Below are 22,858 nucleotides of genomic sequence, written 5' to 3'. Positions count from 1 at the left end.
GACTAGTATATATCGTCTAAGCTTCACCGAAAAAGGGGTCTAAACCTTTACAGCTAATTTCTAAATTGATTGCAGAAACCCAATCGAAAACAATGCCTTATGTTTACAGCTTCCTATGAGAAAGCTATCAGAAATAAAAAAGAGTAAAAGGAGATTTTATAACCTAATGATCCTACTTATGCTGGCCTTAATAGTTATTTCGGCCATAGTTTTAAATTCTTAAATTTTAAAAAGTTAACTACACCTGTGAACGCTAATTCACCAATTCTCCTGACCAATCAACAATTGGCATTTAGCTTAAATTTAGGACTACTTTGGTCAATAAACTGCCATTTTGCACTTAGATTTGCTTAAAAATGCATCGTTATATAGAACATGGGTTCCCAGATCGAGAAAAAAGACCGTAAAAAGAAAAGAAATCCGCTAAAAATAATTGGCAGAATAGTCCTTTCCTTTTTATTGCTCATTGTTTTGCTGCTCCTCTTTATCCGAAGTCCATGGGGCCAAGGCATCATCATCCAAAAGGCGATCACCTATGTTTCAGAAAAAACTGATACAAAAATAGAGATCGACCGACTCTTTATCACCTTTTCTGGCAATGCGTATGTAGAGGGATTTTATTTGGAGGATAAGCAGGGAGATACCTTGATCTATTCCCATTCTTTGGAAGTATCCGTGGCCCTAATTCCTTTAATAAAGGGCGATAAAATAAAGCTTTCTTCCATAGACTGGAACGGTGTGGTGGCTAAAATTGATCGCTCAGAGAAAACTGAAGCCTATAATTTCGAATTTTTAATTGATGCTTTTGCTTCAGATACTACTGCAACCGATACCACTACCAATTCCCCTCAATTGGAAATTGGAACTATTGAACTCAGTGATTTTAAAATTGAATATTTGGATGGGGCAGATGGGTTGGAAGCCTCCCTACAAATGGGCCGGCTTATATTAAAAATGGAGGAGTTAGATCTAGACCTTATGAAATTCCATATAGGCCATGCATCGATCTCCGATACGCAAATTTCCTATACTCAGAAAAAAATTGTTGTGAAGGAACCGGATCCTTTCCCAGAATCCCTAATGCCCACTATAATTGTAGACCAATTTGAAATTGGAAATACCTGGGCCAACTACAGTTCTATCCCCGATAAAGTAGATGCCAAATTTAAGATCGGATCCTTTTTACTAGCCTTGCCCATGGCCAATCTTGCTGAAAGAACTATTCGTCTAGAGCAATTTAAACTCAATGATTCTGAGGTTTACTACAGGGACCTAAATGTGGGGGACGTAAAGCCAATTGATACTACATCCGTTAAGGAACCTATCGATTTTGAGTGGCCAGATTGGGATATTGAAACGGGACCTATCCGTTTAGAAAATAATCACATCACCTATATTTCCAAGGAAAACGTTCCTACAAATGGCAGGTATAACACCTCCACTTTGGAACTTAATAAGCTTGGTATGGAAATATCTAAGGGACAACTAGGAAACAAGACTGCCGAAATTTCTCTAAAGCGGTTATCATTTTATGAAAAGAATGGTTTCACCCTAAGGAATTTGGCCTTTACCCTAAGCGCGGACAACAATACCATTTCCTTGGCCAGTTTAAATGCCACCACCCAAAAAAGTAATGTCAACGGGAATGCGAAAATCGGATATGGGTCCATCAATGCTTTTTTAAATCACCCAGAAACATCCAAGGTCTCTTTGGCCCTACCGTCTTTTGATCTTTCGTTGGATGAGCTTTATACTTTTCAACCATCACTGGAAGAGAACGTGCACTTCCAAAACTTGGCACAAAAAGTGGTTTCGGGGAAATTATTTATGGACGGCACGCTTAATAACCTCCAATTAAAAAACACTGCCCTGCAATGGGGAACGGCTACCAAACTTCAGCTAGAAGGCTCCATTACCAACTTGATGCAAACCGATTCGCTGCATTTGGATATCCCTAAATTAAGTTTCACCACCATTAAAAAAGATGTTGCCCAGTTTATAGATGAACAACAATTGGGAATTTCCTTACCAGATTCCATTCAACTTAACGCAAAACTCTTGGGGAAATTAACGGATATGGATACCGAAGCTAAGTTGGTTAGTCCAGACGGAAATATTTTGCTGACTGGGAACTTCACCAATAGGGATAAGATCCAATTCATTGCCGATATGGAAGTAGCGCAACTACAGCTTCAAAAAATCCTTAATAATAAGCAGTTGGGAAATGTGTCTTTTACGCTAAAAGCATCGGGTGATGGCAATTCCATAAATACAATGAATGCTCTTTTGGATGCCGATTTTTCTGTGTTGGAATGGCAAGGTTATGATTTCTCCAAACTCGATTTAAAGGGAGAAGTGAAAAATGGCAAAGGGGAAATCAATTTAAAATTCAAGGATAAAAATTTAAATGCCCAATTACATGCCGGTCTAGTTTTAGATAGCATTTCGCCACAGGTTGATATGGTTCTCAATATCTTAGGTGCAGACCTCTCCGCCTTGGGAATTACACAGAACGATATTAAGACGCAATTTCAGCTAAAGGCTAATTTTAAGGGCAATGCAGAGACTTTTACTTTAAATTCCGAACTGAGTGATGCTTTGGTAGTTTACGACAACAACCCCTATCCGGTAGACCACTTAACCTTTAACGCTTCCATAGATGGGCAAGGGACCAAGGTAGGTATTCACAGCAAACTAATACAGGGGGAATTGATTTCCAATACCGATATTAATTCGCTGAACCAAGCATTGATACGTCAGTTTAAAGGTTATTTTTCCGATACTACCGCGTTGGTACAAGGGCAGATTCCCGTCACTATGAAAATGAACCTGGCCGTAAATCAAGACCCCTTATTGGAGGACGTTTTTGTAGGTGGCCTAAAAAAAATGGATTCCATTTACTTTCAAATGGATTTTAACGAGGCAGATCAAAAGTTAACCGCAAATCTGAACGCTCCTTACATTAATTATAATGACAGTACACTAGACAGCCTACGTTTAGATCTGAACGCCACTGCCAACAATCTGGATTTTAAATTTGGATGGAAGGGGATAAACACTGGCCCAATCGCCATCCCAAGGACCTCTTTGGAAGGGAAATTGGAAAACAAGGAGCTGCAGCTCAATTTTGATGCCTATGACGGGGATGCTACTTTGGCACATATAGGTTCTAAATTAACAACACACAATGACACCCTGTACATTCATATACAGCCTTCTGGCCTCCTCTTCAATAAGAAAAACTGGGAAATATCAGAAAACAATAAAATCGCGATTGCCGAAAAATATGTGGACTTTACGGATTTTGTCCTGCAACGGAACCAGCAAAAAATGTCGCTGGGCAGTAGTCTTCCCACAGACAAAAAACAAGACCTTTCCTTAAAGTTCGAGAATTTTAAACTGGGTACTTTTACCAGCTTCTTAAATCCCGACGAATCCTTGGTAACCGGAGTTTTAAAGGGGGACCTTGTTTTTGAAGATCCCTTTGGAGATACCGGTATGGTCGCAAAAATGGAAATCGACAATCTTACGGCTATGCAATCCTCTTTGGGAAATTTAAGCGTAAATGCTAATTCTAGCAACGGCAACACCTATGATTTTGATCTATCACTGTCTGGGGGGGATGCTGATCTGACCATTAATGGGGACTATCTTGCTGCTGAAAGTGGGGCACAGTTAAATCTTAACCTCCTGATCAACGAAATAAAGTTAAAGGCAATACAGGCCCTAGTGCCAGAAATAATTTCGCAACCCTCTGGTGGCATAGCTGGGGAATTTAAAGTAAATGGCACTTTAAAAGCACCCAAATATCAAGGAAGCCTTCGATTTAAGGAGACTGGATTTTTGGTGAATTCCTTAAACTCCAAATTCAATCTTGCCAATGAGGAAATAAAATTGGACAATAAGGGAGTTTATTTTAATGATTTTTCCATTGCAGATGCCAATAACAACCTCTTTCACCTAGACGGGAGCATTTTCACAGAGCAGCTATCTAATCCCACGTTCGACTTAAAAGTAAGGGCCAAGGAATTCCAGGCCTTAAATGCGACAAAAGAGGATAACAACCTGTTTTTCGGAATGTTGAAACTGGATACCGATTTGGAAGTCAAAGGAGATCTATCCGTCCCTAAAATAACCGGAAACTTAAAAATAATAGAGGGATCCAATTTAACTTTTGTGGTTCCAGAGTCTCAATTGGAGGTTATGGAACGTGAAGGTGTTGTACTATTTGTAAACAAGGAAAATCCCGATGCCATTATCACTAGAAACAACAATAGTAGTGCTACTTCGGCCATCCTAAAGGGTTTTGATATTGGAGCAACCCTTAACGTAGATGACAATTCTACTTTTACCATAGTTATAGACGAACGATCTGGGGACAATTTTCAAATATCCGGAAAAGGGGAGTTTAAGCTGGGCATAAATCCCAATGGAAGAACCAGTCTGGCTGGGAGGTATGAAATAAGCAACGGACATTATGAAGCCAGTCTCTACAATCTGGTAAAACGAAGATTTGAAATTTCTCCAGGAAGCACCCTTATATGGAGCGGTGACCCTTTTAACGCGGAACTAAAAGTACGAGCAATCTATAAGTTGGAGACCTCAGCAGCCCCTATTATGGCCACCCAAACCTCAGCAGCCAGTGCGGGTATTGCCAACAAATACCGCCAGAAAATACCGTTCTTGGTATATCTTAACGTGGATGGGGTTCTATTACAGCCAGAAATATCCTTTAATCTAGATATCCCTGAGGATAAACAAGGATCTTTAGGTGGTGAGGTTTATGGCCGTGTACAACAACTGAACGAACGGGAAGAGGAATTAAACAAGCAGGTTTTCTCCCTTTTGGTCCTCAATAGGTTTTTTCCCGGATCTACCAGTGATGGGAGTTCTGGAGGTGCAGCATCCATTGCACGGGACAATGTAAACAAAGTCCTTTCCGGTCAATTGAACCAGTTTTCGGACAAACTGATTGGTAGTACGGGTGTGGAACTGGATTTTGGATTGGATAGTTTTACCGATTACCAGGGGGATACTCCCCAAGATAGGACCCAATTGGATGTAAGTGCCAGTAAGCAACTTTTCAACAACCGACTGATCGTACAGGTGGGGAGCGAGGTAGATATTGAAGGAAGTGATCAGGGAGCGGAAGGCACCCCAGTCATAGGAAATGTTAGTGTGGAATATTTGTTGACCGAAAATGGCCGATTTAGGCTAAAAGGCTTTCGAAAAAATGAATTTGAAAGCGTTATAGACGGACAATTGATCGTTACCGGTATAGCCCTGATATTTAACAGGGAGTTTAATCAATTTAAAGAACTTTTTGCCAAAGCCGTTAAGGAAGAAGCGGAAACTGAAAAAAAATAAAAAGCGAATCTCTTTGAAAACCAAAACAAAAATAAGCTGCCTTTTCTCGCTCATACTCCTATGGGCCCTACAATCTTGTAGTGTAAAGAAATATATCCCCCAAGAGGAGTTGCTTTATACAGAAGGTAGACTTCAACTGGAATCGGACACTACGATCAAAAACCTGAATAAAATAAACCAAGAACTACAAGACTTGCTAAGACCGGAGCCCAATACCAAAGTGTTGGGTATTTACTTAGGGTTATGGGCCCACTTTAAGGCACAAAAGGAAAAACCGGGGTTTATAAATAGGTACCTGGGTAGAAAAATTGGAGAAGCACCGGTATACCTTTCCCATATAGATTTGGAAAAAACCGAGGAACTTTTAAATAACCGTTTGGAGAACAGGGGGTTTTTTAGGAATACTATAGCCTCTTCTGTTAAAAAGAAAACTAGGTCAGCCTCCATAGATTATAAGGTGGAGGTAAAAAAACCCTATGTTTTGGCTTCGTATCAATTGGAAAACGATTCCCTTCCTATTTTAAAAGATATTGAGAATACCCTGGTCAAAACCGTAATAGAACCAGGAATGCGGTACGACCTTCAGCAGTTTAAACTGGAAAGGGAACGTATAGACCAGGCCTTGAAATCTATAGGATATTATAACTTTAATGCCGATTTTCTAATTTTTGAGGCCGATACAAATCAGTATAAAACAAAGCGGTTCGATCTGTTTTTAAGATTGAAAAAAGACGTGCCCAAAAAATCCATGGTCCCCTACCGCCTTAACTCCATTAAAGTATACCCCAATTATTCCGTAGCCACCGATAGCCTGATAAAGGATACGGTCCAATTTCTGGGGATAGAATACATTCAGTCTAACGAATTTTTTAGGCCCAAAAGATTGGCCCCCTATATTTTGCTAGACGAAGGGGAGACTTATGACCCTTTAAAATCCAAGCTCACCAGTAATAGATTGGCCTCTATTGGGACTTATAAATTTATAAATATTAGGTATGAGGAGGACAATACGGATATGGAAACCGATGGGTTTTCCAAATTGGATGCCTATATCAATTTATCGCCATTAAACAAACGTTCCCTACGTGCAGAACTTCAGGCGGTGTCCAAATCCAATAATTTTGCGGGACCTACACTTTCCCTCACCTATAGCAATAGAAATCTGTTTAGGGGTGGGGAAACTTTAAATATAACTGGGAATGTAGGCTATGAGACCCAACTGGCGGGAAATAACAGTACAGGATTGAGCAGTACTCAACTAGGTTTAAAATCGGATCTGATCTTCCCAAGGCTGCTGTCCTTTTTCAATTTCTCCGAACGCTTTAGGTATGCCGTCCCCAAAACTAAAATAAGCCTGGGGATGGAACATTTAAATAGGAGTAAACTATACAGCCTAACTTCTTTCAGCGCTATTTTTGGATATGGCTGGAACGAAAACAGATATGTTTACCACGAACTGAACCCCTTAAGCATTAATTATGTAAATCTTTCCACGACCACAGCGGAATTTGAGACGATATTAGATAACAACCCCTTTCTGAGAAGTAGTTTTGAACAACAATTTATTGCCGGATTAACCTATTCCTTTACCTATAACGAACTGGTGGATGCCAAGAAGAAGAATGCCCTCTTCTTTAATTCCAATATAGATCTTGCAGGAAATACCATAAGCCTCTTTGGTAAAAGCACTAACCAAGAAGGAGATAAAACCATTCTTGGGCTAGCTTACGCGCAATATGCCAAAATGGATTTAGACATCAGGTATCATTTGCGTATGGGCAGCTCGCAAAAACTTATTGGTCGCATTTTTGGTGGTATAGGGGTTCCCTATGGTAATTCTGCCACCTTACCCTTTTCCAAGCAGTATTTTTCTGGTGGGCCGTACAGTGTACGGGCATTTAGGATACGCTCTTTGGGACCGGGCACCTATAACCCCGAAGCAGACGATTCAGGATCCTTTTTTGATCAATCGGGGGATATTAGATTGGAGGCAAATTTGGAATATCGGTTTCCCATCTATTCCTTTCTAAAAGGAGCTCTTTTTGCCGATGCGGGCAATGTCTGGTTGATCAATGAAAATACGGCCCTCCCGGGAGGGAAATTCACCTCCAATTTTATGGATGAACTGGGAATTGGTGTGGGCGCGGGACTCCGGATCGACATACAGAATTTTGTGATTCGGTTTGATCTTGCTGCTCCCTTGCAGAAACCTTACCTCCCCAAAGGAGATCGCTTTGATTTTGATATCTCGCAACCTATTTTAAATTTTGCAATTGGGTATCCATTTTAAGTTGGTTGGGGGAATGCCCAAAGGTATAGTTGCCTTTTTCCCACGGGGTATACCCCGTGGCAATGCCTTAGAAAAGCAATACCTCCCAGAGGAAAGTTAGAGTCGGTTTAATCAATTCCGAAGGCTCGGAAAGCTCTTGTTGGGCGTTCTCTAATACCTACTGAAAAGGCAGTATCGGCCAACCGAATGCTTCTTAGCTATTAGCAGCAGTTTTATATCTTTTCTTCTCGTAAAATTTTCTCCATTTTACGACCTCTTGCTAATTCATCAATGAGCTTTTCCATACGTCTGCATTGTTTATACAATTCATATTCATCCTCTATTTCTTCAATTCGATAACCACAAACGACCCCCTTAATCAAGTGTGCGTTAGGATGTATTTTAGCTTTTTTAAAAAATGTTCTAAAAGTTACTTTCTCTTCAATAAGTGCCTGTAAATCATCTTTATCAAAACCAGTAAACCATTCTATTACTTGGTTGAGTTCTTCTTTTGTTTTACCATTCTTCTCCAACCTATTCAAGTAAAGTGGATAAATGGATGCAAATATCATATTGGCGACTTTTTCATTTTTTTCAGCAGTAACTTTCATTTTGATACCATTTTATTGTTTATCTCTTTCTCATAAATTCAAATGCACCTTTTCTGAGTTGGATACCGTATTCCAAATAGGCTTTCATACAGGCGAGGAAATTTGCCCATCCCCCCGAATTTTCTAAAGCCCAACTCAGATTATCTTCATTAAGTTCTTTTCCATTTTCATTTACTCTTACTATGGTACTATCATCTGGCAATTTTTCTAATGTGATTATCACAACAGTTTCTAGGTCCCAAACAAAGGAAATTGAGCTATTATTTTCAATTTTAATTTCTTTAACAGGGAACTTATCTTCAAATTCAGGAAATTTCCAAATCACTTCTTTTCCTGATTCAAGTCGCCCGCTACTTTCAGAAATAAAATACTTGGTCATTTTCTCTGGATTTACAATCCCTTCAAAAACGTCTTCTATTGGTTTTTGAATTTGTATAGCTGCATTTGATTCAAGTCTCATATTGAGTTCCAATTGTCATTTAATTGATCTATCCGAATTGGTGCTACCTGTTAGTATATGAAAAGTAGACGATTTTAAAGCACGAAACTTTCGGTTAAGCACCAAGTTTGATACGAGCTAAAACCCTTGATTTCATTACTTTTTTACCTATTTTTTATATATAGTGTTCGCCACTGGCATTACTTTTACGTTGTATTGAATGTCTGTTATTTTTAATTTTAACCAAGTCCACTTACCATTCTCCAATTCCCAACTTGCTTCGCACTCAATAGGTATTTTTATTCCATTTCGTTCTTCTGTTCTTGTTGCAATCACAGTCCATTCAGTAGGTTTTATTGCATTTGAATCTTTATAACGCATTGCTACGAATTTTTCAAAATTCCCGTCTTTATCAAAATGAAAATCGCCTGAACCTTTAGTTCCTTTATATTCCATTATTGCTCTGGCAGAATAGTCGTCTATAGTCTCCCATTCTATGTATTGACTCAAAGATGCAGAAGGAAACCACACGATTTCAGCCAAATATCGTTGCAAAGTTGCCTGATTTACCTTTTCGTCATTTTTTGCATTCGCAACTGGAATAAGTGAAAGAAGTTTAATTATCATTTCACCTTTGCCATCTTCAAATTTGTCTCTACCTACTACACTCAATATTGAATTCATTTCAGTATTAATATTCCAATTGAACGCTGGCGGTTGAATAGTAAAATATTGTTCTGCCGTACCATTGTTCCAACTTGCTTGTTCGGGTTTCAATTTAAGCTGTAGTTCTTGAACTAAATGCACATTAGAAATCAAATTCTCACCAATTATTCCGCTATTAGCCAACCATTTTTTAACAACTGGTGGTAAATCAAGCAATGCTTTTTCGGTAACAATCTCTTGGTTTTTGAGATGCGAATTTTCAAACAGACTTATTCTTTCTCCTTTGATTTTATGCTTAAAGTTGAAACTTGAATATCCAATAATGGACGCCAATAGAATAATTATGTTTGCTACTGTACCAAATTTTGAGTCAGACCAATAATTAAAAATCAACACCTGTGAAATAATCACAGCCAAAAAACCACTGAACCACCAATAGTCCGAATGAATAAGTATTAAAATGATTGTAATAGCAAAAAGTAGAAATGCCAAGAACCAAAATATTCCGTAAGTTTTGGAAATCGGTTGGGAAATCGCGTTAAATTCAGATATGCCGAATGCTTTGAAAAATCCGAATAAATGGATAATTCCGTGTATTCCAATCAATATAGTTAAAGCTATTCGCATTATTTTATCTGCTTGTGGCCAAAGTACGTGTATGGTAACTTGTTACTATATTTCTATTATGCCAGACACGAATATAAGCTTTTAGTTACATTAAATATTGTCCAAAAAGCTGAAAATGAGCATCCCCAAAAAAGGGAGCACATTTCCGAGAAAGATAATAACCATGAAAATCCATATCCAATTAGCCAATCACCAAAAGAAAGGATAAGGGGATGAAAGCCATTTACGATAAGGCCCCGTGCATAACCGGCTTAAAAGTCGTGGCAATGCCTTAGAAAAGCAATACCTCCCAGAGGAAAGCTAGAGTTGGTTTAGTCAATTCCGAAGACTCGGAAAGCTCTTGTTGGGCTTTCTCTAATACCTACTGAAAAGGCAGTATCGGCCAACCGAATGCTTCTTAGTTATTGGCATTAGTTTTTAAAATTTAACATTTTGAATGTAAGCTTGTTTCGTTTATTTCGTTTAATATTGTAAAGTAGAAAACTAATAAACCAAATGGAAACTTACAATAACGTTAATAAAGCCTCAAAAGAGGAGCAAAAGGTTGCAATTCAATCTTATGATGCTCTTTCTTCCATAATTAAGGAATTAAAGTCCAATAATCCAGAAATTGAGATAGATGAGACCCAGGAGAGAATTAAAATTCCAATAAGCGCATTGAAACTTTTAGGGGAGATTCTAGAAGCGATGAGTAAAGGGAAACCATTTTCTTTGGTTCCCATAGCTACAGAAGTTACAACTCAAAAGGCAGCTGAAATTTTAGGTTGTTCCAGACCTCATTTTGTTAAGCTACTAGAGGAAGGAGAAATAGATTTTACAAAGGTTGGAAAACACCGTAGAGTGAAGTTTGAGGATGTAATGAATTATAAAAGGAAAATGAAAGAAGCTCAGAAAAAGCATATTATAGAAATTATGCAATCTGACGAAGAAATCGGATTATATGATACATAGTGTTCGCTTTATTTGTGTTTTAGATACAAATGTTATTTATCCGATTGAAATAAGGGATTTACTTTTTTGGTTTGCTCACTATGATTTATATACGCCTAAATGGAGTGAACATATATTTGATGAATGGGCCGATGTAATGAAAAGAAAAGGAGTTTCAGAAGAAGAAATTTCAAAACGTATGACAAGAGCAAATTTGGCATTTCCAGATGCTTTTGTACCTAATTATTCAGGGTTGATTTCTGGTTTGGAATTACCTGACCCAAATGATTGTCATGTGCTGGCAGCAGCAATTAAGACAAATGCTAACGTAATTGTCACAAATAATATTAAAGATTTTCCGAAAGAGTATTTATCATCTTTTGGACTTTCAGCTAAGACCGCAGATGACTTCTTAACTGACATAATTGACTTAAATCCTGAAGAAGCTATAAAAGCGTTTAAAGAAATGGTGTTATATCGACGGAATCCTGATTTAGATGAGTTTGAAGTCTTAGATATACTCAGAAATAGAGGATTAAAAGAAACAGCAGACTTCTTGCATTCCCAACTTTAAGTAAATTAATGACAACGGTTAGGCCATGGCAAGTAGGCAGACAAGGAAACTTTTCGTTTCCGTCTGGCCTGTTAGCCAGAGCATTTTGTTTTTATTTTTTTCATTTTAAAAGCCAAATCCAAAAGATTTGGCGACTTTATAAATATACTCAGACCTTTTTATTTAGTCCTAAAGTCCGTATTACGTTTTGTTGTGCATAGTCTTTAAGTGGTATGAAGCGGGGGACTCGTACCCCCAAAACCCTCTGTCCTAAAAAAGTCTAGGTTTCATCAGCTACTAATATTCCAAAGCAAAGGCTCCATTCTTCACACGAGGGTCGCTTCACGAATAATCATTTTCAATTTTCCATAATTACAGATTTCATCAATTCAATAAACATTATTGCTAACGCGAAGAACAGAAGTTGACTGAGGTCAAATAGATAACTGGTTACTAATTCTACTCTATTACATAGGCTCTTTGATCTGTTTAAAATGGCAAATCTTCCCAATCTGCCGATTCCGTTTCTTCTTTTGTGTTTTCTATTTCAATTGTTTTCTCAATTGATTCGATAAATTTTATCGAGTTTGTTACATTGTTGAAAATTAGAACACTTTCGGGGTAATTTAAAATGGCATTATCGTGTGCAAAACTTCTATTGTTTCTTATATCGTTGAAAGCCTCAATAACGTGAATGGAATATTTTAAAATTCGCTCAGTCATTACAGATTCAATTTTGTCGTTAGCCACAATAAATTTAACGTATTTACCAAATATTGAATTTAATGATTCATCTTTATTAACCTCAATCTGGTGATTTTCACAAAGCTGTCTAATAAACTTCATCACATAAGTATGTAATCTATCTAAGGCAACTTCTGGTTCATTTTTATTAATGCTTTCACGAATAGATTTAGCAAGCAAGCTAAAATCTCTATCATCTTCAACTTCCTTAATCACTTCGATTTCACTAACAATCGTGTCAGATTTTAGCCTTTCAGATATCTTTTCACACTCTTTATGAAATCTTTCTAAATGGTCATCTATTTTGCGCTCACCCATATTAACCTGTATGAGCCAATATTCCAATAATTTCTCAATAAGTAGTCCAACATTATAGTTTGATTCTGTATCCCAGAATACTCTCAATCTTCTCGCTTTTGATTCTCCGTTGGCATAGTACTTTTCTTCTTCGATATTAAACTTAATAGAATCATAAATGAAATTATGAAAAGTACGATTGCTAAAGTCCAAGACATATCCACCTTCCATTTCAAACATCCTTTCTAAATATCTTTTGTCTTGAAAACTTAGTTCTGCCATTCTTTTTTTAAATTATGCACAACATAAACATAAGTACCAATACCTATATTTCTATTTTGACAGACACGAATATAAGCTTTTACTTACATTAAATATTGTCCAAAAATCTGAAAATGAGCACTCTTCAAAAAAGGGAGCACATTTCCGAGAAAGATAATAATCATGAAAATCCCTTTCCAATTAGCCAATAACCAAAAAAAAGATAAGGAATGAAAGCCATTTAAGTTTATGGCTTTCAGAATGCGGATGACACCCTTTACGATAAGGCCCCTTGCATAACCGGCTTAAAAGCCGAGGAAATGCATTTAATATGCCAATACATGCCCCCTAGCATTGTAATTAATCACATTATAGAAGGTGCTTTCCGAAAGAGGTTGCTAGTGTTCCTTAAGGGAAAAAGTCAATATTTTATAGGCTTCCTTGGCTATTTCCAATTCTTCATTGGTGGGCACTACTAGAATCTTGACTGGGGAAGTAGGGGTATTTATCTCTCTGATTTCTGGGTTGCGGAGGTCATTTAGCTCAGCATCTAGTTCCAGCCCAAGAAATTCCATATTCGTGCAAACCAGGTCTCTCAATTTGTTAGAATTTTCACCTATCCCGGCAGTAAACAATACAGCATCCAGCCCGTTCATTGCAGCAGCATACGCTCCTATATATTTTTTGATGCGATAGGCATTCATTTCCAGGGCCAACAAACAATTTTTATCTCCTTTTTCCGCTTCTTCCTGTATATCTCTAAGATCTCCATACCCGGTTAGTCCCATCATCCCACTTTCTCTGGTAAGCAGGGTTTTCACCTCATCCAGTTTATACCCTAGAGTGTCTACCAGATAAAAAATAATAGCATGGTCCACATCGCCACTTCGGGTCCCCATAATTAGCCCATTAGAAGGTGTAAAACCCAAACTGTGATCTACACTTTTCCCGTTATGGACAGCGGTCATACTGCATCCATTGCCCAAATGAATACTGATAATTTTCGATTCTTTCTTATGGAGGTAGGCAATGGCCTTTTCCGAAACATATTTATGACTGATACCATGAAATCCGTACACCTGAATTCCATGTTCATCAAAAAATTTGTTGGGTATGGCATACTTACTAGCCTTGGTGGGGATGGTATGGTGAAAGGAGGTGTCAAATACTACAATTTGCTTGGCATTCTTAAAAAATTTCTCTGCCAAGACAATCCCTTCTAGATTGTGTGGATTGTGCAATGGGGCTAGGGCAGCGAGTTCCTTGATCTTATCTTTAACCGTTTGATTGATAATTGTGGGTTTAGAAAAGCTATTTCCGCCATGGACTACCCTATGGCCTACCGCATCTATTTCCCCTGCATTTTTTATTACCCCAATTTTAGGATCTACAAGTAGCTTAGCAATTTTTTCCAGTCCCTCCTTGTGATTCATCACTGGCATTATTTTAGTTATCTCGTCATTGTCCGTTTTATAAACAAAAACGGCTTCCTGCGACCCGATCCGCTCTACAATGCCCTGACAGATAACCTGTGCAGTGGGCATAAGCATTAATTGGTATTTTATAGAGGAGCTTCCAGAGTTAATGATCAGTACTTTCATTTATATGTGTATTACTTTAATTCTATTTGTAATTTCTAGGTTGGCAAGCCTCATTTAACCCCTATTATAATCCTTGGGCCTGTATGGCAGTAATAATGACCGTATTAAAAATATCGTTTACGGTACAGCCCCTACTAAGGTCGTTCACTGGTTTATTAAGTCCCTGTAACATAGGTCCAATGGCCAACGCACCCGTTTCCCGCTGTACGGCCTTATAGGTATTGTTCCCGGTATTAAGGTCGGGGAAAATAAAGACACTTGCCTTTCCGGCTACTTGGGAGTCTGGCAATTTACTTTTAGCCACTTCAATATCCACCGCGGCATCGTATTGTATTGGCCCCTCCACCATTAGGTCGGGCCTAAGTCGTTTTACAATTTCCGTAGCTTCCCTTACCCTGACTACATCCTCGCCCTGACCAGAGCTTCCCGAAGAATAGGAAAGCATGGCAATCCTGGGTTCTATCCCAAAAGAGAGACTACTGCTAGCGGAAGAAATGGCGATTTCTGCCAATTGTTCTGCAGTAGGGTTGGGGTTAATAGCACAATCGCCGAAAATAGTCACCCTATCCTCCAAGCACATAAAGAATATGGAAGAAACCACAGAAACACCAGGAGCGGTCTTAATAAACTGTAGTGCCGGTAAAATGGTGTGCTGGGTGGTATGAACTGCTCCGGAAACCATCCCGTCCGCATCGCCCTTATGGACCATCATGGTGCCAAAATAGGACACATCCTCCATAAAATCCCTTGCCATGGCAAGATTTACATTTTTATGTTTTCGCAATTCGTACAAGGTCTCTGCATAATCCTCGAACATGGGGGAAAATTTAGGATCTATAACCGCCAATTTTTCCAAATCTAGGTCGATATCTAATTTTAAAATTTTATCTTGAATTTGTTCTAGATTCCCCAAAATAGTAATCTGTACCGCATTGGTAGCCAACAATTTGCTCGCAGCCCGCAGGATACGTTCATCGGTACCTTCAGGTAATACTATATGTTTCTTTTCCAACTGCGCTTTTTTCAACAACTGGTGCTGAAACATTCTTGGAGTAATCCCGTTGGCTTGGAAAGTGATCAATCGCTCGGCCAAGGTTTCTACATTCACATATTTTTCGAAATCCTGGATAGAAGTCGTTATTTTTTGCTTGTTTTCAGCGTAAATCTGGGATTTTATAGCCCCGATCTGATTGGTAATCGTAAAAGTACCTCCCTTAACGGAGATAATGGGAACCACATCTGTAAGGCCTTCTATCAGTTTAATAATAGAATCTTCAGGAATTACACCCCCGGTAAGTACAATCCCGGAAATGGAAGGGTAGTTGGCCGATACATTGGCCTGTAAAGCCCCCAAAATGATATCTGCTCTATCTCCCGGGGTAATCACCAAACTATCTTCTTTTAAAAAAGTTAGGTAGTTCCGTAATTGCATGGCCCCTACGCTAAAAGCGCCTGCTTGATTATTGATGAAGTTTTCGCCAAACAATATCTTGCCATCCAAGGTTTCCACTATTTCTTTTATAGAGGGATTTGCCAAAATAGGGTTTAAGGGAATAGCATGGATTAGCACATGGGACGGAAGGTCTCTTTTTAATCCGTTAATGGCCAAGTCAACATTCTCTGGCTGCACTTTGTTTGCGATAATGGAAAGCACCTCTACCCCCTTATCCTTAAAAGAATGATAGGCCATATGCATAGTACCTACAAACTCTTCCAAAGTTTTTCCGACCCCACTACTGATAATAATGGCCGGAATTCCAAGATTTTTAGCGATAAGAACATTAATGTCCCATTCTATTATCGCTCCTTCCCTAGTATAGCTAGTGCCCTCTACCAAAACAAAATCGAATCGCTCCTCCATCGCCTTAAATTTAGAAATGATGGTGCTTATAATTTCCTCGTCCTTATCTTGATTTTTTTTAAGGATTACCTCGCTTCGGGTATAGCCGTAGCACTCGTTAAAACTTAAATTTAAATCGAAATGACTTATCATAGTGTTAATATGATTGTCCATATCGCCCGATTTAAAATCGTCTATTATCGGTCTAAAATAACCCACCTTGGCGGTTTTCCCCAGTAACATCTGCATTAGGCCCAAGGAAATTATAGATTTGCCACTATCTGGACCGGTAGTAGCAATGTAAACGGCTTTGCTCATGTATTCAACATTTATTGATCAATAAAGTTACAAGATTGAAGGGTATACTAAAGTAGTATCTATTTCATTACTCCTGAGGTATCCACAATCGTTCGCAAAAATAAGCCCCACCATAAATATGTACTATGAGATATGTCATCTAATACCTTGCAGAATCACAAAAATCTATTATAGGTACCCTTTACTTACAGGGATTTTAGAAAAAATTTTGCTACATTTCTCTTTTAAAAGCTACCAAATGAAATTAAAAGACCATTTACTTTCCATAGTAGATTTTCCTGAGGAAGACTTAGACCAAATCCTATCAAGCTTTACTAAGAAAGTCCTAAACAAAAACACGCTACTGGCCAAGGCCGGAGTGGTGTGTAATACGCTTTACTATATGGAAAAAGGAGTGGCTCGCAGTTACTATACCAATGCCGAGGGCAAGGATATTACCGCATGGTTCTTTAACGAAGGAAATTTTATGACCAGTTTAGAGAGTTTTTTTCAACAAAAAAATAGCGCATACCATCTGGAACTTCTGGAGGACAGCCTTTTATATTCCATTTCAAAGGATGATTTGGATCAATTATTCCAAAAGTTTCCCTCGATGGAACGCTTCGGAAGGAAATTGGTGATAAAATTGTTAGGGGATATGATGGGCAAGTTAAATGCTATCCAGTTTCAAACTGCCAAGGAACGATACCATTTCATGATTAATGAGTACCCAGACCTCTACTTCCGCGTGCCATTGGGACACATTGCGTCCTATCTTGGTATAACCCAAGAAACCTTAAGTAGGATACGGGCAAAAAACTAATCACGGTTCCCAAGGTCTTCTAAGCCCAAAATTGGCAATGTTAGCAGGCTTATTTGACCTATATCAAAGGAAGCCCTTTTAAAACTTCTTATTTTTGTTCAGTTATTTATAAACCACACACTTTTATGAACAAGGCAATACGTTTACTGATCCTACTATTTGTTTTTACCTCTAGCTTGGGAAGCGGTCTATACGCTCAACACCTTAGTGAAGAATTACAGCTATTGATTACAGAGGCTAAAGCCAAGAACAGTTCCATTAAAATTAACCATTTAAATATGGAACAGGCTAGTATAGAAACTAAGACTGCTAGGAACACCTTGCTCCCTAAAATCTATTTAAGTGGGAGCTATACCCGGCTTAACGATGATATTGTATTTGATGACGATACTCAAAATCTTTTGGTAGGCACTCAAAAGTTACTTATTAAAGAAGCCATTGGAGTTCCCTTTAACGCTCCCTTCCCAGCGGGAATCCCTCTGACGGATATACCACCACTACAGAAGAAGAATATCTTAAAATCTGCTGTAGACGTAGACTGGACACTCTTTAGCGGTTTTCAGGTGAGCAACGCAATTAAGGCAAGCAAGCACAAGCATAAATCCTTGGAAATCGCCAATAAGTTAGAAGAAGACCAAGTTGTCCTCAAAACTATAGATCTATATGACAAATTGGGCTTGGCCATAAAATCGGAAGAGGTGATAAAAAGCATGACCCAGTACTTGGAAAAGCAGGATAAATTTGTTTCCTCAGCCATAAATAATGGCTTGGCAACTCCTATTGACCGACAAAAATTAAGCCTGGCAAAACAAAAATTAGCGACAAAAAAATTGGAAGCTCAGAATCAACAAAAACTAGTGATTGCCGTATTACAACAATACACAGGTGCGGCACCAGAGTTTCTGGACAATCTTCGTCCAGATTTATTGCCATTTGCTATAGACGAAACAATGGAAAGCAAAAAACGCAATGAGATTAATGCCTTGGAGGAGGCGGAACTGGCTACTTCCTTTAAATCTAAAATGGAACGGAATAATTTTATTCCCAAGATAGCCCTAAAAGGACATTATGAATTTATAGAGGACGACCTTTCCCTTTTAGAGCCAAAATGGTATGTAGGGGTTGGGACTAAGTGGAATATTTTTGATGGGTTTGTCTCTAAATTAAAAAGTGACCAAACCAAGATTGAAGGGCTGAAATATAGAGAACAGATCAATGAGACGGAGGAATTGATACAGTTAGGCATAACAATGGCCCAACTATCATTACAATCTGCCAAGGAAACCAGTCTAATGACCCAACTGGAGGTAGATTTGGCCGAATCTAACTATGAACTGACCAACAAACAATACAAAAACGGACTGACTACGGTCAGTGAAGTCTTGGATGCCCTTACAGAAGTAGAAAAAGCAAAATTTGATCTACAGAAATCGTATTATAACCAACGGAAGGCCGGCATTGAATTATTGTACGCCAAAGGACTGCTAACCTTTTAATATCACCGAAAATTTTATCAAAATAAAAATAATGTTCATGTATAAATCAATATTAATAGGATGTTTTGCCACCGTATTTTTATTCGGCTGCAACCGTAACAACGAAATTACCGACCTGAGGGGAAAAGTTAAGTTTGAGACCATCTCTGTCAGCAGTAAGCTTGCAGGACGTATAGCTGAAGTATATGTTACCGAGGGACAGAATGTAAAGCAGGGAGACACCTTGGCACTGATAGATGTACCCGAAATAGGTGCAAAGCTTTTTCAAGCAGATGGTGCATTGCTGGCCGCCCAAGGACAATTAAACATGGCCCATAACGGAGCTACTACAGAACAATTAGAACAGATAAAGAGTCAGGTACAGGCCAGTAAGGCGCAATTAAAATTTGCGGTGGAATCCCTAAAACGGATAACTGCCATGTACAAGGATTCATTGGTCACCGCCCAAATGTTTGAGGAAACACAAATGAAGGTAGATATGGCAAGGGCACAGCTCAGTGCCATGGAAGCCAAGCAACAAGAAGTTAAGATAGGGACACGCCAAGAACTTTTGGCACAGGCCAAGGGACAATTGGATAGGGCCCAAGGCGCCAAAAACGAAGTGCTGATAGCTGCCGATGAAAAATACATCATCGCACCTACCGATATGTCTATAGAAACCATTACCCTGAACCAAGGAGAACTGGCCAGCCCGGGATATACCTTGTTTAATGGGTACCAGACCAATACCGTATACTATAGGTTTACGGTTAGCGAATCTAAAATTTATGACTATAAGATTGGGCAAACCCTTACCGTATTAAATCCGTATACCAAGGAAGAGAGTCCGTCTAAAATTACAGCTATAAAACAATTGCCTAGGTACGCAGACATTACCAGTACCTCTCCTTTATACAAACTAGACGAGGCTATTTACGAGCTAAAATTGATTCCTGAAGATACATCGCAAAAGCAGCAGTTCTTTATCAACGCAACCGTACTTCTTAAATAAGCCCTATCTATGAAGCAATTTATCCATTTGGTAAAAGAGGAGTTCCGCCGCATATTTTCCAACGATGTGGTGGTGGCTATATTTTTTGGGGCGCCCATTTTGTATGGACTTATGTTTGGCTTTGTTTATCAGCAAGCAAAAGTATTGGACCTCCCCATTGTGATCATCGATCAGGACAGCAGTCCTGCTTCAGACATGGTGATAGATGCCTTTGACGATAATGAAGTCTTATTGATAAGTGACATTAGGCCCATTGCTGGAAATATTGCCCAAGAGATGCCTTATATGGGCTATGCGGCAGTCATTACCATCCCGTCTAATTTTGAAGCGGACCTGCTTCAAAAACGGTATCCCGAAATTAGGGTCGACCTAAATATGGGGAATATCCTGAACGCTAATACCGCCAGTGTAAACATCCAATCCGTACTTATGACCTTAAATGCGGGAATCGAAATATCGGGCCTACAGCGGCAGGGACTTGCCCCTGATGTTGCTGCCAAATCCTATGAGCCGTTTAAAATCAATTTTAATAAGCTTTACAATTCCACAGGCAACTACGTAAGTTTTATGCTCCCTGGGCTATTGGGCGGTATAATGCAACAGGTTATTTTCTTGGCTATGGCCCTAGTCTTTGCCAGGGATTTTGAAGACGGATATTTTTCCAAACTAATAGACGTAAACCGCTGGTCCATTTACCATGTAGCGCTAAAATCGGTTCCATTCCTATTATTTATACCGGTGATGTGGCTTATTGTTAGTCGGTTTATCCCTTTCTTTAATATAGATGCCGATATTTATAATCCTGCTATGTTCATATTGGTAGCCTTACTAAGTATAGCTTCTATGATGATCGGGATGTTATTTTCCGTGATGATCCCCAACCAACTAAAAGCAACCGAGCTGTTAATGGTAATTTCCACTCCGGCTTTTGTGTTAAGTGGATTTACTTGGCCTACCATGGCGATGCCAGATGCAATAGCCCATATAGCACAATACATTCCATTGACCCAATTCTTAAGCGGATTTAGGAAAGTAGCGGTTTATGGTGGCGGGATAGATGCTATTATGCCAGAAATAAAATGGCTAGTTATGATCGCCCTTGTCTGTTTTGTAGCCATCTTGATTGCCCTACAGACTAAAATTGGGTGGAAATTAAAAAAACAAGATTAAGGAAAGGGTCTATTCCTGTTTAAACTATAGGTTATAGTAGAATAGGCCCTTAATTAGTTGTATTGATATAGACCAAAGTTAGGGTTACCCCTGCCTACTCCTCTGCTTTCTTTACCTCTTTTTGCTGTTCCTTTTCCAACTTTCTAAAATACCTTCTGGTCAAGAAATTGTGCTTTAAGGCTTCGGTTACCTCATTAAAATTTTGGACCCCTTTGGTGACATTCTCCATGGTGGTTTCCAATTGGTGTACCAAAGTCGTATCCGATGCCAAATAATTAATGGCCCCTTTCCCTTGTTTAAACTCCCCGATCACCGAATTTAAGTTCAAGGACATATTTTGAATCTCTAGACTCGAATTTTCCAGATTGGCAATTATACTTCGCATCCTATTCCCAGAAATAGAATCTTTTAAGAGTATCCCGGCAGTACTGTTCTCTAGGTCGATCTGATGTACAAGCGAATTCATTTCGGTAATCATTATATTGGCCTGTCTGCTGGTATGTTTTAAATTGGTAATGGTCTGATACAAATCTTCTGCCATTAAGGTATCATTTAGTAACCTTCCAAAAGTGCCTTTTCCTTGGGTCAATGATCGGGATACCTTTAAAAGGTCTTCGGTTAACAAAGCGGCATTTTCATTGGTCAGACTAAGTGTGTTGAGCATGTCTTGGGTGGCAACCTTACTTAAAGACTGCAACTCGTCCCCTGGGGCTATTGGGGTCGCCGTTCCATCCCCCGGAACAATGTTGATGAGCATACTACCTACAAGGCCGTCGGAACCAATAGTTGCTACAGCATCTTTCTTAATATGATTCTGTATTTTTTCTTCAACGATCATGTGTATCCGGATGGTGGTATCATTTATCATTTCTATTTTTTTTACAGTGCCCACATTGATACCAGAAAAACGGACATTGTTCCCCGTTTGAATTCCGTTTGCATTTTTAAAAATAGCGCTTATCGGAATTGTTTTTCCAAACATATTCTGCTTATTTCCAATTAAATAGGCCGCTACAACCAACAAAGCTGCACCAAAGACCACGAATATTCCGAGTTTTAAATTCTCCAATTTTGTTTTTGCCATCTTTCTATTTTTTAAAAAAAGCTTCTACCTTAGGGTCAGTGGATTGTGATAGTTCGGCATAGGTGCCCTCGGCGTAATTAATACCATCTACCAAAAGGATCATCCGCTCGGATATAACCCGGGCACAATCCACATCATGAGTAATAATCAGGGAAGAAGTGCCGTATTTCTTCTGTATGGAATGCATTAGTTCTATAATCTCTTTAGAAGTTATAGGGTCTAGGCCACTGGTAGGTTCGTCATAGAGGATTACTTTTGGTTTTAAGATCAGGGTACGTGCCAAGGCGACCCTTCTTTTCATACCGCCAGATAGTTCGGAGGGCATCAGGTCCATAGTATGGGCCAGACCCACATTTTCCAAAGCTTCCAAAACCAACGGTTCCGTATCCTTGATTACCCCCAACTTTTTTTTGTGCCTACGCATGGGGAATTCTAGATTTTCACGGACTGTCATGGAATCGTAGAGTGCACTTCCCTGAAAGAGAAATCCAATATCCGATCGTAATTCATCCATTGCCCCACGGTCCAAATTATTTATTTCCTTACCCAATATTTTTACCATGCCGCTATCGGGCTTCACCAAGCCTACAACACATTTGATCATCACGGATTTTCCGGAACCAGATTTCCCCATGATTACCAAATTACCGCCTTCCCGCAAGGTCATATTAAATCCGTTCAACACATGGTTATCCCCAAAACTTTTGCGAAGATCCCGGATTTCTATGACCGCTTTTCTAGAGTCATTTTTTAATGCTGAAGGTTTTATTTGATCTTGATTTTCCATATGAA

General features: G+C 38.9%; 16 protein-coding genes. 8 read left to right on the top strand and 8 right to left on the bottom strand.

Going from position 1 to position 22,858, the window contains the following annotated elements:
* Positions 1–375: 375 nt before the first annotated feature.
* Positions 376–5,367 (top strand): translocation/assembly module TamB domain-containing protein, encoded by a 4,992-nt coding sequence (locus KCTC52924_RS06930; RefSeq protein ID WP_251807269.1) that lies wholly within the window; start codon positions 376–378, stop codon positions 5,365–5,367.
* 13 nt (positions 5,368–5,380) lie between these two features.
* The gene (locus tag KCTC52924_RS06925) at positions 5,381–7,657 is read left to right on the top strand and encodes a BamA/TamA family outer membrane protein (RefSeq protein ID WP_251807272.1); all 2,277 of its coding nucleotides are present in this window, start codon (positions 5,381–5,383) and stop codon (positions 7,655–7,657) included.
* Positions 7,658–7,869: 212 nt separating this feature from the next.
* On the opposite strand, the gene KCTC52924_RS06920 is transcribed toward KCTC52924_RS06925, so the two are convergent.
* The 3 genes from KCTC52924_RS06920 to KCTC52924_RS06910 form a co-directional block, all read right to left on the bottom strand.
* A complete protein-coding gene (locus KCTC52924_RS06920; protein ID WP_251807273.1) occupies positions 7,870–8,247 on the bottom strand; it encodes a DUF2200 domain-containing protein in 378 nt (125 codons plus the stop codon).
* Between the two features lie 19 nt (positions 8,248–8,266).
* Positions 8,267–8,719: an SRPBCC domain-containing protein gene (locus tag KCTC52924_RS06915; RefSeq protein ID WP_370671523.1), complete on the bottom strand. Its 453-nt coding sequence runs from the start codon at positions 8,717–8,719 to the stop codon at positions 8,267–8,269.
* 135 nt (positions 8,720–8,854) lie between these two features.
* Positions 8,855–9,979: a DUF6920 family protein gene (locus KCTC52924_RS06910; RefSeq protein WP_251807278.1), complete on the bottom strand. Its 1,125-nt coding sequence runs from the start codon at positions 9,977–9,979 to the stop codon at positions 8,855–8,857.
* Between the two features lie 495 nt (positions 9,980–10,474).
* Here KCTC52924_RS06910 and KCTC52924_RS06905 point away from each other — a divergent pair, with 495 nt between their 5' ends.
* Together KCTC52924_RS06905 and KCTC52924_RS06900 are read left to right on the top strand one after the other, a co-directional pair.
* Positions 10,475–10,930, top strand: a complete 456-nt coding sequence (locus KCTC52924_RS06905; RefSeq protein WP_251807280.1) for a helix-turn-helix domain-containing protein — start codon at positions 10,475–10,477, stop codon at positions 10,928–10,930.
* Positions 10,920–11,483 carry a PIN domain-containing protein gene (locus KCTC52924_RS06900; protein WP_251807282.1) on the top strand — a complete coding sequence of 188 codons (564 nt, stop codon included), beginning with the start codon at positions 10,920–10,922 and terminating at the stop codon, positions 11,481–11,483. The genes KCTC52924_RS06905 and KCTC52924_RS06900 overlap by 11 nt, the downstream gene beginning before the upstream one ends.
* Positions 11,484–11,951: 468 nt before the next feature.
* Here KCTC52924_RS06900 and KCTC52924_RS06895 read toward each other — a convergent pair whose 3' ends face one another.
* From KCTC52924_RS06895 to pta, 3 genes are all read right to left on the bottom strand, one after another.
* The gene (locus KCTC52924_RS06895; protein ID WP_251807284.1) at positions 11,952–12,785 is read right to left on the bottom strand and encodes an abortive infection family protein; all 834 of its coding nucleotides are present in this window, start codon (positions 12,783–12,785) and stop codon (positions 11,952–11,954) included.
* 377 nt (positions 12,786–13,162) lie between these two features.
* The gene (locus KCTC52924_RS06890; protein ID WP_251807286.1) at positions 13,163–14,365 is read right to left on the bottom strand and encodes an acetate/propionate family kinase; all 1,203 of its coding nucleotides are present in this window, start codon (positions 14,363–14,365) and stop codon (positions 13,163–13,165) included.
* 64 nt (positions 14,366–14,429) lie between these two features.
* Positions 14,430–16,523 carry a phosphate acetyltransferase gene (gene pta, locus KCTC52924_RS06885; RefSeq protein WP_251807288.1) on the bottom strand — a complete coding sequence of 698 codons (2,094 nt, stop codon included), beginning with the start codon at positions 16,521–16,523 and terminating at the stop codon, positions 14,430–14,432.
* A 238-nt stretch (positions 16,524–16,761) separates the two neighbouring features.
* Here pta and KCTC52924_RS06880 point away from each other — a divergent pair, with 238 nt between their 5' ends.
* From KCTC52924_RS06880 to KCTC52924_RS06865, 4 genes are all read left to right on the top strand, one after another.
* Positions 16,762–17,325 carry a Crp/Fnr family transcriptional regulator gene (locus KCTC52924_RS06880; RefSeq protein ID WP_251807290.1) on the top strand — a complete coding sequence of 188 codons (564 nt, stop codon included), beginning with the start codon at positions 16,762–16,764 and terminating at the stop codon, positions 17,323–17,325.
* A 125-nt stretch (positions 17,326–17,450) separates the two neighbouring features.
* A complete protein-coding gene (locus KCTC52924_RS06875; protein WP_251807292.1) occupies positions 17,451–18,821 on the top strand; it encodes a TolC family protein in 1,371 nt (456 codons plus the stop codon).
* Between the two features lie 37 nt (positions 18,822–18,858).
* Positions 18,859–19,812 (top strand): HlyD family secretion protein, encoded by a 954-nt coding sequence (locus KCTC52924_RS06870; protein WP_251807294.1) that lies wholly within the window; start codon positions 18,859–18,861, stop codon positions 19,810–19,812.
* A gap of 9 nt (positions 19,813–19,821) precedes the next feature.
* The gene (locus tag KCTC52924_RS06865; RefSeq protein ID WP_251807295.1) at positions 19,822–20,982 is read left to right on the top strand and encodes an ABC transporter permease; all 1,161 of its coding nucleotides are present in this window, start codon (positions 19,822–19,824) and stop codon (positions 20,980–20,982) included.
* A 94-nt stretch (positions 20,983–21,076) separates the two neighbouring features.
* Here KCTC52924_RS06865 and KCTC52924_RS06860 read toward each other — a convergent pair whose 3' ends face one another.
* Both KCTC52924_RS06860 and KCTC52924_RS06855 read right to left on the bottom strand, forming a co-directional pair.
* The gene (locus tag KCTC52924_RS06860) at positions 21,077–22,066 is read right to left on the bottom strand and encodes an MlaD family protein (RefSeq protein WP_251807297.1); all 990 of its coding nucleotides are present in this window, start codon (positions 22,064–22,066) and stop codon (positions 21,077–21,079) included.
* A 4-nt stretch (positions 22,067–22,070) separates the two neighbouring features.
* Positions 22,071–22,853, bottom strand: a complete 783-nt coding sequence (locus KCTC52924_RS06855; protein WP_251807299.1) for an ABC transporter ATP-binding protein — start codon at positions 22,851–22,853, stop codon at positions 22,071–22,073.
* Positions 22,854–22,858 lie beyond the last annotated feature (5 nt).

The sequence above is a fragment of the Arenibacter antarcticus genome, assembly GCF_041320605.1.
In the GTDB taxonomy this organism is placed as follows: domain Bacteria; phylum Bacteroidota; class Bacteroidia; order Flavobacteriales; family Flavobacteriaceae; genus Arenibacter; species Arenibacter antarcticus.
This window is presented reverse-complemented; position numbering and strand designations above follow the sequence as displayed.

Bases quoted from the DNA above. Each gene is read 5' to 3' on its own strand.
- KCTC52924_RS06930 (WP_251807269.1), top strand. From the start codon at position 376: ATGGGTTCCCAGATCGAGAAAAAAGACCGTAAAAAGAAAAGAAATCCG.
- KCTC52924_RS06920 (WP_251807273.1), bottom strand. From the start codon at position 8,247: ATGAAAGTTACTGCTGAAAAAAATGAAAAAGTCGCCAATATGATATTT.
- KCTC52924_RS06910 (WP_251807278.1), bottom strand. From the start codon at position 9,979: ATGCGAATAGCTTTAACTATATTGATTGGAATACACGGAATTATCCAT.
- KCTC52924_RS06905 (WP_251807280.1), top strand. From the start codon at position 10,475: ATGGAAACTTACAATAACGTTAATAAAGCCTCAAAAGAGGAGCAAAAG.
- KCTC52924_RS06900 (WP_251807282.1), top strand. From the start codon at position 10,920: ATGATACATAGTGTTCGCTTTATTTGTGTTTTAGATACAAATGTTATT.
- KCTC52924_RS06895 (WP_251807284.1), bottom strand. From the start codon at position 12,785: ATGGCAGAACTAAGTTTTCAAGACAAAAGATATTTAGAAAGGATGTTT.
- KCTC52924_RS06890 (WP_251807286.1), bottom strand. From the start codon at position 14,365: ATGAAAGTACTGATCATTAACTCTGGAAGCTCCTCTATAAAATACCAA.
- pta (WP_251807288.1), bottom strand. From the start codon at position 16,523: ATGAGCAAAGCCGTTTACATTGCTACTACCGGTCCAGATAGTGGCAAA.
- KCTC52924_RS06880 (WP_251807290.1), top strand. From the start codon at position 16,762: ATGAAATTAAAAGACCATTTACTTTCCATAGTAGATTTTCCTGAGGAA.
- KCTC52924_RS06875 (WP_251807292.1), top strand. From the start codon at position 17,451: ATGAACAAGGCAATACGTTTACTGATCCTACTATTTGTTTTTACCTCT.
- KCTC52924_RS06870 (WP_251807294.1), top strand. From the start codon at position 18,859: ATGTATAAATCAATATTAATAGGATGTTTTGCCACCGTATTTTTATTC.
- KCTC52924_RS06865 (WP_251807295.1), top strand. From the start codon at position 19,822: ATGAAGCAATTTATCCATTTGGTAAAAGAGGAGTTCCGCCGCATATTT.
- KCTC52924_RS06860 (WP_251807297.1), bottom strand. From the start codon at position 22,066: ATGGCAAAAACAAAATTGGAGAATTTAAAACTCGGAATATTCGTGGTC.
- KCTC52924_RS06855 (WP_251807299.1), bottom strand. From the start codon at position 22,853: ATGGAAAATCAAGATCAAATAAAACCTTCAGCATTAAAAAATGACTCT.